The 18,143-nt window shown below is 69.2% G+C and carries 6 protein-coding genes; 1 reads left to right on the forward strand and 5 read right to left on the reverse strand.

Annotated features, from left to right (window positions below; translation table 11 throughout):
* Position 1: 1 nt before the first annotated feature.
* A complete protein-coding gene (locus ACLJQZ_RS06590) occupies positions 2 to 1,201 on the reverse strand; it encodes a cysteine desulfurase-like protein (protein ID WP_410619193.1) in 1,200 nt (399 codons plus the stop codon).
* 134 nt (positions 1,202 to 1,335) lie between these two features.
* On the opposite strand from ACLJQZ_RS06590, the gene ACLJQZ_RS06595 reads away from it, so the two are divergent.
* Positions 1,336 to 1,917, forward strand: a complete 582-nt coding sequence (locus ACLJQZ_RS06595; protein ID WP_410619194.1) for a bacterial proteasome activator family protein — start codon at positions 1,336 to 1,338, stop codon at positions 1,915 to 1,917.
* Between the two features lie 198 nt (positions 1,918 to 2,115).
* Here the strand turns inward: ACLJQZ_RS06595 and ACLJQZ_RS06600 are convergent, their stop codons facing one another.
* The 4 genes from ACLJQZ_RS06600 to ACLJQZ_RS06615 all read right to left on the reverse strand — a co-directional run bounded on the left by ACLJQZ_RS06600 (position 2,116) and on the right by ACLJQZ_RS06615 (position 18,034).
* Positions 2,116 to 3,249 carry an IS701 family transposase gene (locus ACLJQZ_RS06600; protein WP_410619552.1) on the reverse strand — a complete coding sequence of 378 codons (1,134 nt, stop codon included), beginning with the start codon at positions 3,247 to 3,249 and terminating at the stop codon, positions 2,116 to 2,118.
* A 186-nt stretch (positions 3,250 to 3,435) separates the two neighbouring features.
* Entirely contained in the window at positions 3,436 to 4,581 is a 1,146-nt protein-coding gene (locus ACLJQZ_RS06605) for an epoxide hydrolase family protein (protein WP_410619195.1), read from the reverse strand.
* 61 nt (positions 4,582 to 4,642) lie between these two features.
* Positions 4,643 to 8,956 (reverse strand): ricin-type beta-trefoil lectin domain protein, encoded by a 4,314-nt coding sequence (locus tag ACLJQZ_RS06610; RefSeq protein WP_410619196.1) that lies wholly within the window; start codon positions 8,954 to 8,956, stop codon positions 4,643 to 4,645.
* Positions 8,957 to 9,445: 489 nt separating this feature from the next.
* Positions 9,446 to 18,034 (reverse strand): LamG-like jellyroll fold domain-containing protein, encoded by an 8,589-nt coding sequence (locus tag ACLJQZ_RS06615; protein WP_410619197.1) that lies wholly within the window; start codon positions 18,032 to 18,034, stop codon positions 9,446 to 9,448.
* Positions 18,035 to 18,143: the final 109 nt, after the last annotated feature.

Consider the following 18,143-nt stretch of genomic DNA (forward strand, 5'->3'; position numbering starts at 1 on the left):
GTCAGCGTAATTCCTCGAGGACCCGCACGAGCTGGTTGATCTCGAAGACGTTGGAGTAGTGGGCGAGCCCGATCCGCACGGCGCCGCCCACTTCTCCAACGCCGAGTGACGCGAAGACGCCGGCCGCGCCGTCGTCGGCGAACGCGCACAACCCTTGCGAGGCCAGGTATTCGGCGACTTCCGGCGACTTCTTGCCGGCGACGGCGAAGGCGAGCGCGGGGATCCGGCGCATGGCGTTGCCGATGACCATGATGTGCCGCAGCGTCAGCAGCTCGGTGGACAGCTGCGCGAGCAGCCCGGCGTGGTACGACTTCGCCGAGCCGAGCGAGGTGACGAGGCGCTCGCGCCGCGAACCGGAGGCCGCGTCGTCGAGGCCCGCGAGGTAGTCGATGGACGCGATCAGCCCGGCCAGCAGCGGGTAGGCGTGCGGGCCCAGTTCGAGCCGGGCCGCCCCGCGCGCGCCCGGGTCGAGCGAGACGGACGGGATGCGTTCGATCAGTTCGGGGTCGCGGAACACCAGCGCGCCCACCGAAGGGCCACCCCAGGCCTGTGCGGACACGACCATGACGTCGGCGCCGAGGGCGTTGATGTCCAGTGGCAGGAACGGCGCGGCGTAGGTGGCGTCGACGACGACGAGCGCGCCGACGCGCTTGGCGAACTCGATGATCGTCGGGACGTCCGGGCGGGTGCCGACCGAGCCGGACGCGAGCGTGACCGCGACGGCCTTGGTGCGCGCCGAAACGAGCTGCTCGTACTGCCACGCGGGCAGCTCGCAGGTCTCGATGTCGATCTCGCCCCAGCGCACGACGGCGCCGACGCGCTTCGCGGCGCGCTGCCAGGGCGCGAGGTTGGCCTGTTCGTCGAGCCGGGAGACGACGACCTCGTCGCCGATCGTCCAGCGTTCGGCGAGCGCGTCGCAGAGGCGGCGCAGCATCACCGGCGAGCTGGGTCCGAGCACGACGGCGGCCGGGTCGGCACCGACCAGGTCGGCCACGGCCCTGCGGGCCGCGGTCACGATGCTTTCCGCGCGCTGTGAGGCCGGAAACGCTCCACCCGGCCCCGACACCGGGGCGCGCATCGCCGTCGAAACGGCCGAAGCGACCTGTTCCGGGACCAGCATTCCGGCGGCGCCGTCGAAGTGGATCCAGCCGTCACCCAGCGCGGGAAAGAGCCCACGGATACGAGCGACGTCGAACGCCATGGGGACACCGTACGGACGTGCGGTTTCGCCGTGCGTCCGGGGTTGGGTGGAGAGCCACCGGGAACGCCGATTGCGGCTACGCTCGGAGACGGACACCCCTCGGGTGTCGCAGAGCGTGTTGATGGCAAGCCAGGATGGAGCACATGACCGAGCCGAACTTCCGGGAATCGGGCACAGCGGGTGACGCCGGCCATGAATCTTCACCCCACGTGGTGGTAGTCGGACCGGACGGCTCGCCCCTCGAGGGTGCGGAGCACGCCGAGGCGGTGGGCGAGCTCATCGAAGAGCCGGCGAAGGTGATGCGGATCGGCACGATGATCAAGCAGCTCCTGGAGGAGGTCCGCGCCGCCCCGCTCGACGACGCGTCCCGCACGCGGGTGCGCGAGATCCACCAGACGTCGGTGAAGGAGCTGTCGAACTCGCTGGCGCCGGAGCTGCGCGACGAGCTGGAGCGCCTGGTCCACCCGTTCGCCGACGACTCGACGCCGTCGGACGCGGAGCTGCGGATCGCGCAGGCCCAGCTGGTCGGCTGGCTGGAGGGCTTGTTCAGCGGGATACAGACCGCGCTGTTCGCCCAGCAGATGGCGGCGCGGGTCCAGCTGGAGCAGATGCGCCGGGGCCTGCCGGCGGGTCCGTCGGCCACTGGCGGCGTCGGCGGTGTGCCGGGGCTCGAGGGGCACGGGCCCGGGATTTCGGGGACCGGGCAGTACCTCTAGTACTACAGGGCTAGATCTCTAACATCTGCAGGCGGAGACGGCGTCTGACGTGATGCCTTCGGGCGTCTGCCTGGTGTTCGCGACGCCAGGCAGACCAGCGAAGGCCGTGGTCGATGGCGTGATCGTCCTTGTCGGCGAGGTCGAACAAACGTCGGACCTCGGCGACGGTGAGCGCGATCAGGCGGCGGGTACGTGTGGTCAGGGTGTCCGTTCTGTCCACAGGCGGAGTTCTTCTTTTTTTGCTTTGTGTCTCATGACCGCAAGGAATGCCATGGCGAGCATCGAGAGGGTGATGTGCCGGTACCAGGCGTGGTAGAGGCGGACCTGGTAGTTGTCCAGCCCTGCTTCGTTTTTGGCCGCTTCGAAACATTCCTCGATCGGCCACCGGGCACCGATGACGCGGACCAGTTCCGTCAGCGGTTCCCCGTGCGGGTTGTAACAGTGAAAGTAGCCAAGTTCGCCGTCGGCGATGTTCCGCCGGAACACGTACTGGTGGCCGTCGCCGGCGTCGGCCAGTGCCCAGTCGTAGACCCGGAAACCTTTGGCGCCGATCCCGCAGGCACGGCGGGACCAATCGCGGGGTTTCAGCCGGGATGCGACATGTTTGACCAGCGTCTCTACAGTGGCCGCCGAGGAGATGGCGCCGGTGCTGGTGTCGGTGTTCTTCGGCACGGCCATCGCATAGGCGATTCCTTCGGTTTCCAGATACGTACGCAGCCCCGGGTTCTGCCCGAACTCCTCGTCCGCGGTGAACCAGGCGAACGGCACCCCGGCCGCCACCGCCCGTGCGATCATGTCCTGGACCTGCTTCGGGCGGGTAGCGAAGGTCACCTTCTCAGGCACGTGCGCCTCGGCTCGACGCCCGGGATCGGCGCACCATGACTCGTCGGGCAGATACAGTTCCCGATCAAGGAGTACCCGATCGCCAGCCGTGTTGACATACGCCAGGAACACACCGATCTGACAGTTGTCTATCCGACCCAACGTCCCCGAATACTGACGTTGAACACCCGCCGACTTGTCTCCCTTCTTCGCAAACCCAGTCGGATCCGCGATCAGCACGCCACGCTGGTCAGCGAAATGCTCCATCGCGTAAGCGCACACCAGATCCCGCGCCTCATCGGCATTCCATGGTGACAGGTTCAACAACCGCTGAAGCGCCTTCGGCTCCGGATTCCCGGAATACTCCGCGATCGTCCAACCGTTCTTCCGCTCCAGCGGCGCGATCAACCCACGCAGATAATGCCGAGCATGCGCACGTGAATCCGTCCGATAAAACAACCCGTCAAGCCGCGCGCAGACATCCCGGAACTCCTGATCCCACACAGCCAGATCTTCCCGAGTCACACCACCCGGAACCTCGGACAGTCCACCAGAAGGAATGGTCACCGACAAATAGTCGCACAACCGACGACCGGCATCACGTACCGACACGCGAAGATCTAGCCCTGTAGTACTAGGACTTGCACCGGGGTTGTCCACAGTCTCGTGACCCTGTGGACAACCCCTGTGGACAACTCAGCGCAAGCCGCGGAAGAACGCCCGGACGTCGCCGATCAGCGCGTCCGGCTCCTCCAGCCCGGGGAAGTGACCGCCCCGCGGGAACTCCGTCCAGCGGACGATGTTGTCCGTTCGCTCCGCCAGCGTCCGGATCGGCAGGCCGATGTCGTCCGGGAAGACGCCGAAGCCCGTCGGGACCGTGTTCGGCGGGGGCGGGGAGCCCCACGGCGCGGCCAAGGCCGCGTACAACCGCGCCGACGAGTTGGCCGTGCCGGTGAACCAGTAGATCGAGACGTCCGCCAGCAGGTCGTCGCGGTCGATGAGGTCTTCCGAGGTGTTCGAGAACGCGCGGAACTTCTCCGCGATCCACGCCAGCTGGCCCGCCGGCGAGTCGTGCAGGCCGTACGCCAGCGTTTGCGGCTTGGTCGACTGAATCATCGCGTAACCCGTGCCCAGGTACGAGAACTTCTGCCCCTTCTCCAGCGAACGACGGGCCGCTACGAGCTCGTCGCCGGTCAGGCCCTCGAGGGCGGCCTCGCTCCGGACCACCGCCGACGGCAACGTCGTCACGTGGATCCCCACGACCCGCTCGGGGAACTGCACCGCCAGTTCGCGCGAGATGGACGCGCCCCAATCACCGCCGTGGGCGCCGAACTTCTCGTAACCCAGGCGGGTCATCAGTTCCGCGAACGCCCGGGCGATCCGGTCCGGCCCCCAGTTCGCCTCCGGCGTCGGGCCGGAGAAGCCGTAACCCGGGATAGACGGCACCACCACGTGCAACGCGTCCGCGGGGTCGCCGCCGTACGCGCGAGGATCGGTGAGCGGCCCGATCACGTCGAGGAATTCGACGACCGAGCCCGGCCAGCCGTGCGTGAGCAACACCGGCGTCGCGCCCGGTTCCGGCGACTCCACGTGCAGGAAGTGCACGGTCGTCCCGTCGATGGCCGTCGTGAACTGCGGAAAGCCGTTGAGCCGCTCCTCCCGCGCGCGCCAGTCGAACTCCAGCCGCCAGTACTCCGCCAGCTCACGCACGTAGTCGACGGGCGCCCCGAGCCGCCACCCGGTGTCGGCGGGCTGGTCGGGCCAGCGGGTGTTCGCGAGCCGCGCACGAAGGTCGTCGATCTCGGCTTGCGGGATGTCGATGCGGAACGGGGTGATCGTCATGCGGAAAACGCTAGGGGCGATCGAGGACAGTTGCGGTCCTCGATCGCCCCTGGCTCGGAGATCAGTCGAACTCGACGCCCCACCGCTGGTTGGCGGCGTACTGGCAGTCCCAGAGGACGAGCCTGGTGCCGTCGTCACCGCCACCACCGATGGTGCTCAGGCAGCGGCCCGAGCCGGTGTTCTCGATCTGCCCGTCCGGCCGCTGGAACCACCGCTGGGAGTTGTTGTTGTAGCAATCCCAAAGCTGGATCGGGGTGTTCCCGGCGGTCGCGCCGTTGGTGACGTCCATGCACCGGCTCTTCATCCGGATCGTGCCGTCCGCCTGCAGCTGGACCTGCTGGGCTCCGCTCCCGCTGCAGGTGAACAGCTGGATCGCCGTGCCGTTCGCGTCGACGTTCTGGTTGACGTCCACGCACTTGCCGAGCACGCCAACCAGCCGGCCCTTGTGCGGGTACAGCCGCTGGACGGTCCACACCCGGTTCGGCGAACCCGTGCAGGGCTGGATCGCCACCGAGGTCGCGCCCTGGGTGGAGTCCAGGCACTTGCCCGACTTCGGGTTGACCAGGCTGCCGTCCGGCCGCAGCTGCCAGAACTGCGCGGGATCACCCGTGCACTGGTACGACCACACCGGCGTCCCGTCCGCGATGGTGCCGCCCTTGACGTCGAGGCAGCGGCCGAGCGCCCGGATGCTGCCGTCCTTCGCCAGCGTCCAGGTGTCGGAGAGGGAGATCACGCAGCCGACCGTCCCGACCGTCGCCTGGTCGGCCACGACACGGCCGGTGACGTTGAGGCAACTGCCGTTGCCGTCGGTCAGCTGGCCGAACGTCGCGTTGCGTTCGCTGGGCGTCCAGATCTGCTGAGCCTGGCCGTTGCAGTCCTGGAGCGTGACCGCGGCGCCGTTGGTCGAGCCGGCGGCCGAAGCGCACCGGCCCGCGCCCAGGTTGAAGATGCGGCCGTCGGCGAAGACCTGCCACTCCTGGGTCGCCGAGGCCACGCACGCGACCGCGACCACCGCGGTGCCGGCGGCGGTGCCGCTGTTCTGGGTGTCCGCGCACTGCCCGAGCACGTGCAGCGCAAGATCACCGGTGGTCCACTGCTGTCCCGGCCCCGACGTGCACGACGACATGTTGACGACCGTGTTGTTCGGTGTGCCGCCGTTGAGGTTCAGGCAGGCACCGCCGACGCCGGTGATCGGACCGCTGCCGGCGATCCGGTTCGACCGCACCCGCAGGTTCCGGAACTTGACCTGGTCACCCGTTCCCTGCCCGTCGAGGCTCACCATGGTGCGCCGGGCGAACCCGGCGGGCGCGGTGTACTCGTTGACCTTGGTGCCGTTGAGCAGCACCGTGATCTTGGGACCGGAGAGCGTGACCTCGAACGTGTTCCATTCGCCGATGGGCTTCGCGGCGGTCGCGGTCGGCGCCTTGAGGCCCTTGACGGCACCGGTGGCGTCCGTGCCCGTCGCCGCAGCCGGACCGATCACGATCTTCGCGGCGGCCGGGGCCCCCGCGATGCGCGACAACCCGACGTTGATCGCCGACTGCGAGTTCGCGCCGACGGCCTTCCAGTCCAGCCGGAGCGAGTAGTCGTTGTCGAAGAGGTCCGCGGGGTTCCACGGACCACCCGCGCCGGCGACCGTGCCGAACTCACAGCCGTCCTGAACGGCGGAGGTGGTGCCCCACCGCGCCAGCGACGTCTCGGCGCGGCCGTCCAGCAACGGGAGGAATCCCGGCTCGTCGGCGGGGGTGACGCAGTTGCCCGCAGCCGTGGCTGCCGCGCCGCCGACGAAGTAGCCGGCGACGTCGGCAGCCAGTTCGACCTTGCCGTTCTCGGTCGCCGCGGTGAGCTTGCCGCTCGAGCCCAACGGCACGAGCGCGCTCGCCGCCGCGGTCTGTCCCTGATCGGCTTGCAGGGCCGGGAACGTGGCCCAGCCGGTTTCGGGAGCGAACAACGAAACTCCCGTGGGCAGCACCTTGTCCGCGGCGGCCGCCGTGACGAGGACGCCCGTGGCGTTCGACGGCACCCCGGCGACTCCGCCGACCTGCGCGGTCACCGGCACACCACGATCGACGGGCGCGACGGCGACGCCGGTACCGGCGCGCGTGTCGAGGACCCGGGTCGCACCGGCGCTCGGCACGAACTTCGCCCCGGTGCCCGACGCGAACCAGCCCTGCAGGTCGACCGCCAGGTGGGTGAGGCCGGCCGAGTTCCGCACGCGGATCTTGCCGTCGTCACCGATCCGGACGATCGCCAGGTTGGACCGGCGCTGCCCGACGTTGAGGTACAGGCTGCTGGTGTCCGGGGTGTAGCTCTGCGGGTACGCCGCGATGCTCGCCGGCGCGGTCGCCGCCATCGCCGTCAGGTTGACGGCGACGGCTGTCGCGTTCGTCGGAACACCGGCGGTGCCCCGCACCTGGATTGCGTACTCCTCGGCGGCTCCGAGCGCGCGCGGGTGCGCGCTCGCCGAGTCGCGCGTGTCGAGGAGCCGCGCGCCGCCGCTCTTCGCGGTGTACAGACCCGGACCGTCCGAGCTGAAGTAACCGGCGAAGTCGACCGTCACCCCCGGCGTGCCGACGGTGTTGCGGATCCGGACCGCGCCGTCACCACCCAGCGGGACGACGACCGTCAGCGCCGCCTGCCTGCTCGTGTAGACGGGGAACCGGATCGGCTGCGCGGCACCGGGGTTCTCGGCGGTGAACTGCAGCTCGGTCGGGCCGTCGGTCAGCCCGGCGGTGACGGTGAGCACGACCGCTTTCGCCCCGGTGGGAGCGCCGGGAACGGTCAGGGCGAACGTCTCCCCCGCGGTGAAGCGGCGCTGGTGGCCGCCGACCGCGGTGTTCGTGTCCAGGATCCGGACGGGGTTCGTCAGTGGGTTGTAGCCGGTCTGAGTCGGCGCGGCCGCGGCGCCCGGCGAGCCGAGCGCGAGGATTCCGGCTCCCCAGTCGTTGGCCGCACCGCCCGGCACGGCCTTCGCGTTGGTCTTCAGAAGATATTCGAGCTGCGAGGCATCCAGCTGGAGGTTGGCGCCCTTGAACAGCGCCGCCGCCCCGGCGACGTGCGCCGCGGCCGCGGACGTCCCGCCGAACCCGGTCGGGCCGGAAGTGAACGTCGAAACCTGGTCGAACCCGGTGATGTCCGGCTTCACCCGGCCGTCGACGGTCGGGCCGTGACTGCTGTAGTCCTCGAGCACGCCGGAGTTCGGCTTGGTCGCGCCGACCGCGATCGCGTAGGGCGAGCTGGCCGGTTCGGCGATGCTGCCGGCGGGCGTCGGCCACTGCAGCGCGCCCCCGCCCAGCTTGGTCACGTAGAGGTCGAACGGCGTCGTGAACGGGGCGTTGTTGTTCTTGATCCAGATGTAGAAGGTGCCCGCGGAGCCGGTGTTGTTGGTGAACGACGTCTCCTCGACCGGTGCGGCCCCGCCGGTCGTGTCCCGCTGCGAAATCGTCGACCGGGCCAGGACGTGGGGATCGTTCACCCCGGTCGGGGCGATCGCCTGGTCGGTGACGTAGACGTCGAGGTCCTTCGTCGTGAGCGGCCAAGCGTCCCAGCGGAGGGTGACCGTCGCGGACTGTCCCGCGGGCAGTGCGAAGTTGTTGACCTCGGAAGCCCCGCTGAACTCGACCCAGCCGTTGCCGCCGCTGCGGTCGGCCGCCTGGCCGGCGAAGTGGAGCTTGCCGTAGTTGCCGGCCGCCGTCGACCAGAGGATCCCGGCCTGCCGAGACCGCTGGACGACCTGGGCCGGGCTGTTCACATCCGGTCCGGTGCCATCACCGCGACCGGCACCCGGCACGGTGATCGCGGCGCTGATGACCTGGACCCCCTGCTGCTGCAACCAGTCGGCCGCAGGCGCGAAGCCCATGTCGTCCTGCACGCAGGACAGGTAGAGCTGAGCGTCCGGGGCCATGTCGTGGACGACCTCGGCGACGTTGACGCCATGGGTGTCGTCGACGGTCGCGTCGAGGCAGTTCGAACCGTTGGTGACCAGCTGGGTCCCGGTCGGCAGCTCACCGGCGGCCTGAGCGTCGGCGAGCCCGCCGAAACCGACGTCGAGGATCCCGATCTTGGTCCCAGCACCCTTGTACCCGGGCTGGATCCAGGCGTCCGCACCGGACGGGCCGACGCCCTCGGAGGTGATGCTCGCGGGCAGGACGCGCGTCGGGCGTTTCACCTCGTGCACGCCGGGCTGATCGCCCAGCGCATCGATCTTGTCCTCGGGAACGGCGGCGCGAACCTGTCCTGTTTGGACAGCGGACACGGTCCCGCCGACGTTCTTGACGGCCTGGCGCAACGCGGTCTCGTTGTCGCCGCGGACGTAGAGGAGCACGTGGCCGGCCTTGTCCTTGGCCACCCGCTCCTTCGGTCTCGCCTTGGCCACCGACTCCGCAACGGGCGCATCCCCCGGAGCCGCCGCGTCGGCCGGCAACGTGAGACAGCTCACCGCCAGGGCTGTGGTGGCGGCAATGACTGCCGCACGTCGCAAGATTTTCATTTTTCCTTCCGATCACATTACCTGAAGAATCCATTTATTCAACACCGCAGACACCGCTTCGACAGAAGGTCATCGGCGACGACGAAACCGGTGGACTACAAACCCTGCGACCAGCCCGAAAATTATGCTGACCAATAGCCCCCACGGGTAAGGATCGATAGTCGCACCACCTCGACCGATCAGATGGGAAATTCCACCCAAAATCGGTCGATAGAGAACAAACACCGCCACAAAGGTCAACCACCCGATCCACGCCGGCGTTCGCACAAGCTTGTGGATCGCGCCACCTTTCAAGAGTGCCACTCCTATTGATTCACGCGTACGCACGGTGCCCTCCCTGTCGAAAGTTCAGCCTGGACACAGTCGGAGTAAACATCATTTTTCGACCAGCCAGCCCCAGACGATGCCAAGTCCGCCACCGATTCCGGCGCCGAACCCGGCGCCGTTGGCACCAGCAGCGACACATCCCCCCGGGCCGGCTATCAGACCACCGAAACAGCCTGTGACCGCGCCTATCGCTCCACCCGCCAAAGCGAAGATCCCGGCGTCACGGTTGACCTTGTCCCAGTTGGGATGAAAGACGCGGTACCAGTCGATTCGATCTTCCACCTTGCCTTTGCAGGTGTTCCCCTGACAGTTCGAGGTGTTCCCCCAGAAATCTGGGGGAACGGGAACCGGCAAGACGTTTGGCTTGACGTTCTCCATCCCGATGGCATGAGGATTGGCCCCGACGACGATCTCTGGGTCGTTCCACGTGGTCTCACTCGTCGAGATCGCATTCTCGCCGTGTGGCATTTGAATCGGTGGAGGTACTGCCCAGTCCGACGAATCGGCCGCACTGGTCACCTCGTTCGCCTCCTCGTAGTGGCGCTGGGCCGTGTCGGTCAGCCTGAAGTCCGGGTTGCTGCTCGCCGGCCGCGAGGACTCGATCGGACGCACCGTCTGACCGGGGCTCTGCGTCGGAGCGGGCTTCCACGCGTTCTGCTGCCACAGCGGCGGCGGTGGCGGGCCGTGCGATCCACCGTTGGTGTGTCCCGAACCGCCGCCGGACTGCGTTCCGGTGCCGGAACCGTGTCCTGATCCGTGGCCGGATCCGCGCCCACTGCCGTGCATCGTTGTGGTGCCGGATGGTGCGACCGGTGCCTTCGGCGGCGGATTCACTCCCTTCGGTGGCTTCGGCGATTCGGCGTCGTCGCCGTTGTTGCCGTAGACGTCGCCCTCGAACGGGTTCCAGATGCTGTGGCCGCTCGGGTCGCTGTTTCCGACCGCGTCGCCGTTGCCATACGTGTAGCGGTTCGTCGCCGCCGACGGGTTCGGCGATAGGTTCCAGTCGTCGCGGCTGACGAAGCCGCCCCGGTTCGGGTCGTACCAGCGGGCCGTCATGTTGACCAGGCCCGTGTCCGGCGTTGTCCAGTCCCCCTGGTAGCCCAGGTTCGACGTCTCACCCGACGACGACGTCACCGTGCCGAACGGGTCGTACGTGCGCTGGCCGTCGACCACCGCACCCAGGTAGCGGCCCTCCACGTCTCCGTGGCGGTCGGCGAACAGCGTTTTCCCGCCGGCCGCTCCCTTGTCTCCCAGCGCCGTGCCGTCCGGGAGGCGGGAGACCTTGCGCGTGCCGTCGGTCACCGTCTCGTTCGAGAGGCCGTCGTACGTCAGTGCCGTGCCGTTGCGGTTCACCACCCGGTCGTTGCTGTCGTACTGGTTCGTCGACGTGCCCTCGCGGACCAAGCGATCGAACGCGTCGAACCCGTTGGTCGTCGTCACGCTGCCGCGTGTGACCGACTGCAGCGTGCCGCGCTTCTGGTACGCGTACGTCGCGCCGCCGCCGGAGAGCAGCTGGTTGCGCTCGTTGTACGTGTACGCCGAGCCGTTGACCGACGTGCGGTTCCCGGCGTCGTCCCAGCCGTAGGTCGTGGTCTGGGACCCGGCCGTCCAGCTCTTCAGCCGGCCTGCTCCGTCGTAGCCGTAGCTGTTCGCCGTGGTGGCGCCCAGCGAGCGCGTCGACGTCTTGGTCGTGACCTTGTCGTCGTTGTCGTACCCGTAGGTGTCACCCAGCAAGACACGCGAGCCGACGTCGGTGAGCTGGGTCAGGCTGTCGGATGACAGCCGGCCCAGGTTGTCGTAGCCGCTGGTGCGCATGATCCGGCCCGCGACCGCGCGGTCCTGGGTGACGGACAACCGGCCCACGGCGTCGTACTTGTAGTCCGTCGTGCGGCCGGTGAGCGGGTCCGCGGCCGACGACAACCGGCCGGCGCCGTCGTAGGTGAACGCCGTGTTGCCGGCGGCATCCGACCGCATGGCCAGCGTGCCGTCGCCGTTGTAGGTGTAGACGGCAGTTCCGGACGCACCCTGGGACGTCCGCAGGTTGCCGCGGTCGTCGTAGCGGTAGTTCGTGTCACCGCCCGGGCTGCCGATCTTCGCCAGCCGTCCGGCCGAGTCGTAGCCGTAGGTCCGGTCGGCGGTGGCGTTCTCCGCGCCGGCCCCGTGTTCCGCGGCCAGCCGGTCCTGCTCGTCGTAGTCGCGGGTGCGGGTGACCCCGCCGGGCGCGGTGAGCTTCGCCGCGCGGCCGGCCGCGTCGTACGACGTCGTCCAGGTGCGGTCCGCCGGCGCGGTCGCCCCGGCGACCGACGGCTCGACCACCGAATCCGGCAGCCCCCACGGCGTGTAGGTGTAGTCGGTCGCGTGCCCGTTGCCGTCGATGAAGTGGCTCCGGTTGCCGAGCCGGTCGTAGCCCGTCCACGTCGTGATCGACTTGGCCGAGTCGACCTTTTCGACCTGCTTCACGAGCCGGTTGAGGAAGTCGTACCCGTAGTCGACGGTCCGTCCCTCGGGCGACTTCGTGTGCAGCACGTTGCCGTTGCCGTCGTAGTCGACGGTCGAGGCCCGCTGCTGCTGCCCGCCGAAGACCTGCGCCGACCCCGTCATCCGCCCGGCGAGGTCGTACGTGTTTGTGCTGGTCAGGCCGGTCGCGTCGGTCGTGCTCGCCTCGCGGCCGGCGTTGTCGTACCCGTACGTGACGGTCCGGTTCGTCGCGTCGGTCGAGCTGACCGGTTCGTCGGCGCCGTTGTACGCGGCGGTGCTGACGAAGTTCTGCGGCGACGTCGTGGACGTGACGTTCCCGGCGTCGTCGTAGCCGGTCTTGGTGGTGTAGTAGACCGGCTGACCGTCGTAGCGTTCGACCTGCGACGCGGTGATCTGCCTGCCGAAGTCGTCGTAGGTGAACTCCTGCCGCGCACCGGCCGGATCGGTCGTGCTCGTCAGTTCGCCGTTGCCGTCGTAGCTGTTCTTCGCCACCGACGGCGTGTCGCCGACCTGCGGCAACGTCGTGGTCAGCACGTTGCCGTACGGGTCGTAGGTGCTGGCCGTGACGTGGTTGAGCGGGTCGGTGACGGTCAGGGCGTTGCCCGCGTAGTCGTACTTGGTGCGGGTGGTGGGCACGATCGGCGTCGTGGTGCCCGGCGGCGTGTACGCCGGGAGCGTGCCCGACGTCGCCCGGCCCATGCTGTCGCGTTCGGTCGTGGTGACGTTGCCGGACGCGTCCTTCGACTGCGTCACCTCACCGAAGGTGTTGCGCCCCAGCACCGAGCTCGTCGTCACCCCGGTGGTCTGGACACCGTTGACCCAGACGTCCACCGCGGGGTTGATCACCGAGACCTGCTGCCCCGTGGCGTCGTAGGTGTACTGCGTCTCGACCTGGCGCCGGTCCGACGTCTTGATCGCGAGACCGCGTTCGTCGTAGGTGGTCGTCGACGAGAGGATCAGCCCGGACGCCGCGGTGGTGTCCTCCCGGCTGAACTGCCCGTCCGGGGCGTAGGTGTAGTCGGTCGTTTCCACCCGGGACGGGTCGGCCGCACCGGTCGCGGACATCCGGGTGACGTTCCCGGCGCCGTCCCGGACGAACGTCGCCTTCCGCTTCAACGCGTCCGGGTCCACTGTGGACTCGTTGACGTATCCCGCGGCGTCGTAGCTGCTGGCCGTTTTCCGGCCGCCCGCCGTGACGTCCAGGCTCACGTTGCCGGCCGGGTCGTACGTCCGCTCGTCGAGGACGACGTCCCGGGCCGGACCACTCGGCGGCCGGTAGTTCTCCAGCGTGGCCTTCCACAGCAGGCCGTCGCCGTAGTAGCTGTAGCGCGTGGAGCGGTCCATCGCGTCCTGGACGCGCTCGAGCCGGCCGGTCGGGTCGTAGCTGCGGTTCTCGACCCGCAGGATCCCGGGCTGCCCCGGCTTCGACGGGTCGGCGCCGATCCCGTCGGCGACGCGCGACAGGAGCCGGTGCTGGTCGTCGTACTGGTCGGTCCACTTGATCCCGAGCACGTCGGTGGTGACGAGCTTCAGCAGGTCGGCGGAGTACTCGTAGGTCACCACCCCGCCGTCGGGGTACGAGACGCCGACCTGGTGGTCGAACTTGTCGTAGCTGAACACCGACTTCCGCGCGACGTCACCGCCGGTCGCGTCGGTGACCTCGATCTGCAGGAGGTTGCCGTCGCCGTCGTAGGTGTTCGCCGTCACCGGCGTGTGCGTCACACCGGTGACCGGGTTGACGACGCCCGGCGCGGTCACCTTGGCGATCCGGGACTGCGGGGTGTACTCGAACGAAGTCGTGCCGTAGTTCGCACCGCCGGCGTTCCCGAGTCTCTGGGACGTCTTCCGGCCGATGCCGTCGTAGGCGAACGTCGTGACCAGGCCCTTGACGTCCGTGCCGGAGTAGAGGTCGCCGTTCGCGAGGTAGCTGTTGCGCGCGACCTGCCCGCGGCGATCGGTCACCTGGAGCAGCACCCCGGCCGGCACCTTGCCGTTGTCGTCCGCCGCGGCCTCGTTGCCCTGCGCGTAGACGCTGACCTCGGTCGGCGCGACCGTCTGCCCCGCCGGGATCGGGAACGTCGTGGTGGTCAGCCGGCCGGCCGTGTCGTAGGCGTAGGACGTCCGGTAGCGGGTGTCGGTCGCGCTCGACGACCGCGCGTCCGAGCTGGTCGCCGGTTTGTCCGCCCGTGGATCGAGCGGAAACGCCCCGGAGACGTAGGTGAAGTACGCGGTGTTGCAGCTGTCCACGGCCCGGCACGTCTTGCGGCTGAGCACGTTGCCGCGGTCGTCGGTCGTCTGCTCGACCCGGCTGCCGACCTCGTCCACGATGGCTTTGACGAAGCCCTTTTCGTTGTACTCCCAGGACTTCGAGAATCCGCTGTGGAGCGTCGAGGTGAGGCGGCCGCCCTGGTCCGCGTCGAACTTGTACGTCCAGTCGGGGTAGGGGCCGTGCAGCGTGACCGTCCGGTCCGCGTTGACGCGCACCGGCGCGTCGAGCGTCCAGTTGCGGCCGTCGTGGTCGGTCAGCGTCTTGACCCGGTCCGCGCGGTCGTCGTAGGTGAGCTTCGCGAAGCTGCGGTTGTCCTGCGGGAGGGTGATGCCGGTCAGCTCGTCGACCGCCTGTGCGGCGTCGAAGTGCTGCTTGACCGCGAACGGGCTCAACGTGTGCTGGTAGAGCGCGACCTCGTCGATCGCCCCGGAGAAGTAGAAGTCACCGCCGTTGGTGGACGGGTAGTTCTTGCCGACCCCGCCACCGACCGACAGCTTGCCGAGGGTTCCGTGGTCGACGATGCCCGCGATCGTGCCGACGGCAGCGCCGTCGAGGTACAGGGTCTGGGTGTTCACTTCGGACGTCAGGACGGCGTGGTGCCAAGTGTTGTCGTTGACCTTGGCCGCGCTGACGACCTGGCTCGGACCCGTCACGTTCCGCGCGGTGAAGCCCCCGTAGAGGGAACCGTCGACGCCGACGTACAGCACCGGCCGCGCCTTGGGGGAGGAGGTACCCGGGAAGGCCTCGTCGGCGTAACCGAGCAGCGTGCCGCTCGCGCTCGTCTTGAACCAGAGCTCCGCCGACGCGGACATGTTCTGCGACAGCAGGTCGTCCGGCAGCTTGAGGTAGCTGGCCATGCCGTCGAACACCGCGGCGGTGTCGCCGGTCCCGGCGAGCGCGCCGCCGGCACCGAAGCCCAGGCCGTTCTGGGGCGCCGCGTCCGCGCCCGGCGTCCGCGCCGCGACGTTCGCCGCGCTCGCACCGCTTTCCTCGTCGAGCCGCCAGTAGCCGCGCGGGCCGTCGTCGAGCACCGAGCTCCGGTAGTGCGAGCCGGTGGCCCGCCCGTAGTTCGTGCAGTTCGGCGCGGGTCCCGGGGCGCAGACGCTGGTCAGCGTGTCGCCGACGTAGGTGTAGGTCCAGCTCAGCGGCGCGTCCCCGGTCTTCGGCGCCGGCGTCTGCACCTGGGTCACGTGCGCCCCGGTCCAGGTGACGGTCAGCTTCCGGTGGGAGACGTCGTTGACGATCCCGTCGACCCGCCCGTTCGCGTCGTGCGTGAGGGTCTCGGTCAGGCCCGCCGGGTCGGTGATCGTGATCAGCTTGCCCGCGTTGTCGAACAGCCACCTGGTGCCGCTGACGTCGCGCAGGGTGTAGTAGCCCGTCCCGCTGTCGTAGACCAGGTCGACGTTCTGCCCCATCGGCGGTGCGAACGTGCCGTCCGGGTTGCGGCCGAAGCGGGCCTGCCTGCCGTTCGGATAGGTCAGCAGGACATCGGTGACGACGTTCTGCGCGGAGCGGTTCGGCACCAGGCGCGTGTCGAGCCGGGACGCCCAGCCGACGCCGAAAGCGGTGTCACGCCGCGGGTCGAGGCTGTTGTACGTCCGGGTGATGGTGAGGTCCGGTCCCACGGTGGCGACGCTCGCGTCGGTCACGGCCGTCGAGTAGTTCCCGATCTGCGGGTCGAGGCCGGGGCCGTTCACCGTGTCCGGGCTGCCCGCCAGGTGCGAGGTGATCTCCGGCTGCGGCACCCGCGTGGTCAGGGCGAGCTTGGCCGCCCAGTCCGGTGACGGGCTGACCGTGTCGTGCGTCTTGATGCCCCAGTAGTAGGTCTTGCTCCAGGCCAGCGTGCCCGGCGGCGGCGTCCAGCTTTCGGGGCCCCACCCCGACTCGGTGCAGTTCTGGGTCAGCGCGACGTCGGTGCAGATCCGGAAGAGGAACTTGAAGCCCTTGTTCGGGTAACCGTCGTCGTCGACGGCGCGCGCGAACAGCGTCGGGGTCAGCGACTCGACGATCCCGCCGTTGCCCGGCTGCTGGTAGTTGGACCCCGGCGGCACGTTTTCGACCTTCAGCTGTGCCTGGCCGTAGGGCACGCCGTACACCGCGTTGAAGTCCTGATTGGACGGTGTCCACATGGTCAGGTTCAGGTCGTAGACACCCGGGGTCAGCGCGGTCAACGGCACCGTGATCGTCGTCGTCGCGCCCGGGGGCACAGCGGCCGCGGGTGCGACGCCCTGCGACGTCTTGACCACCGTGCTGCCCTGCTTGACGACGTAGCCCAGGCGGTACCCACCCCCGGCCGGCCAGGTCGAGGACCCCATGTTCGTCACGCGGGCGGTGAAGGTGCCCTCGCGGTTGTTGGTGGGCAGCAGGACATCGGTCAGCTCGTACGTGGCGCCTTCGGGCGAGTAGCTGACGTCGATGTAGGGCTGGTTGACCGTGTCCGCCGAGGCGAAGCGCTTGAACGCCGCGCTGTCACCTTCGTTGGTCGCCCGCAGGGTGAATCCGTTGCCGAGCACCTGGCCGTGCGACCACTGCGCGGGCACCTCCGGCGGCAGCTGGAAGCCGGTCCAGGACTGCCCGGAGCAACTCGGGCCCGTCAACGCGGGGACCTGCGTGGTGGCCAGGGCCCGGCCCGCGGCCGCGCCGGGCCAGGTCGTTTCGCGCCCCCAACCCTGGGTGGCCTCGAACAGCGTCGCCGGCCTGGCCTGGCACGAGTAGGTGGCGAGCACGTTCACCGTCGCGCCGAGGACGTACTGGTTGCGCAGCCGGTTCAGTGCGTCGGTGAAGTGCAGGTAGGAGCGGGAAATCGTGGCGCCACCGTTCGGCGAGCCCACTTCCAGCAGGTCTTCCGTGGAGTGGTTCGCCGTGGTGCCGGAACGCACGTAGGTGTCGTCGGTGTCGCTGGAGAACTTGCCCAGGGTCGGGTCGACGACCACGGGGAAGACGCGCGCGGAATCGTGGAGCCAAGCCGGATCGACGTCGACCTGCAGGGTCCACGTCCGCGCGTCGACCTGGGAAAGCCCGTAGCTCACGCCGTCGCTGCGCACACCTTGGCCGGTGGCCGGGTCGATCTTCGCGTCGGTCATGAACCCGGCGGGAACGGTCGCGCGGATCGCGCCGGCGGCGTCGGTCAGTTCGACCGCCCGTCCCGCGAGCCGGGGCTGCAGGCCGCCGGTGTGCAGGGTGAACGAGTAGCGCGTCTGCGCCCGTGCCGAGTGCAGGACGAGCTCTTCCTCGAGGCCGCCCGCGGTGGCCGTCAGCCGGAGGTCGGTGTCCGGCCGGGCGGCCGGGTAGGTGACGGCGTCACCGTGCACCTGGCCTGCGGTCGGAGCCGCGTCTCGCAGGGCGTACCCGAGCGACAGTCCGTCGACCCCGAACATCGCCACCGGGTCGGCGGCGGCGGAGGTGGCGAAACTGACGTCCGCGGCACTCGTCTTCGACCGGAGCCGCCCATCCGGCCCGGCGACCAGGTTCAGGTCGGCCCGCTGCCAGCTGCCGTCCGGCCGCCGGACGTTCGACGGCCCGCTGTGGACCCGAAGGGTCCGGGTGCCGTCCGGGTTGTCGAACGTTTCGGTGTTTTCCGTGCGGTCCTGCGGTCTTTCGACCGCCTTCGGGTCGATCGAAGGCCGGTCGTTGCGCTGCACCACGGCCGGCTTGACGTGCTGCCGAGCGGCCACGGCGGCCGTCTGAGCGGGCGGAACGGCCCGTTCGTCCGCTACGGCACCAGGAGGCCGCGGGGTGTCCCTCGGTGACAGGGCCGGGTTGCCGTCGTCGCCGACGCCTGCTCCCATGCCTGCGCGCTGCGCGGGGGAATCGAGTGACGCCCCGGCCGGCAGCGGCGCACCGGGCTTGGCGTACTCCACCGCCGAGCCCGCGACGGGAAGCAGAATCACCAGGACAAGCGCGAAAATCGACCAAATCCGCGCAGAACTCAGCGCGCGTGAACGCACCACGAAGACGCCCCCTCGGACCACACCAAACGCAGCCGTCCCCCGACGCCAA

It is taken from the genome of Amycolatopsis sp. cmx-8-4, assembly GCF_046548675.1.
Classification (GTDB): Bacteria; Actinomycetota; Actinomycetes; order Mycobacteriales; family Pseudonocardiaceae; genus Amycolatopsis.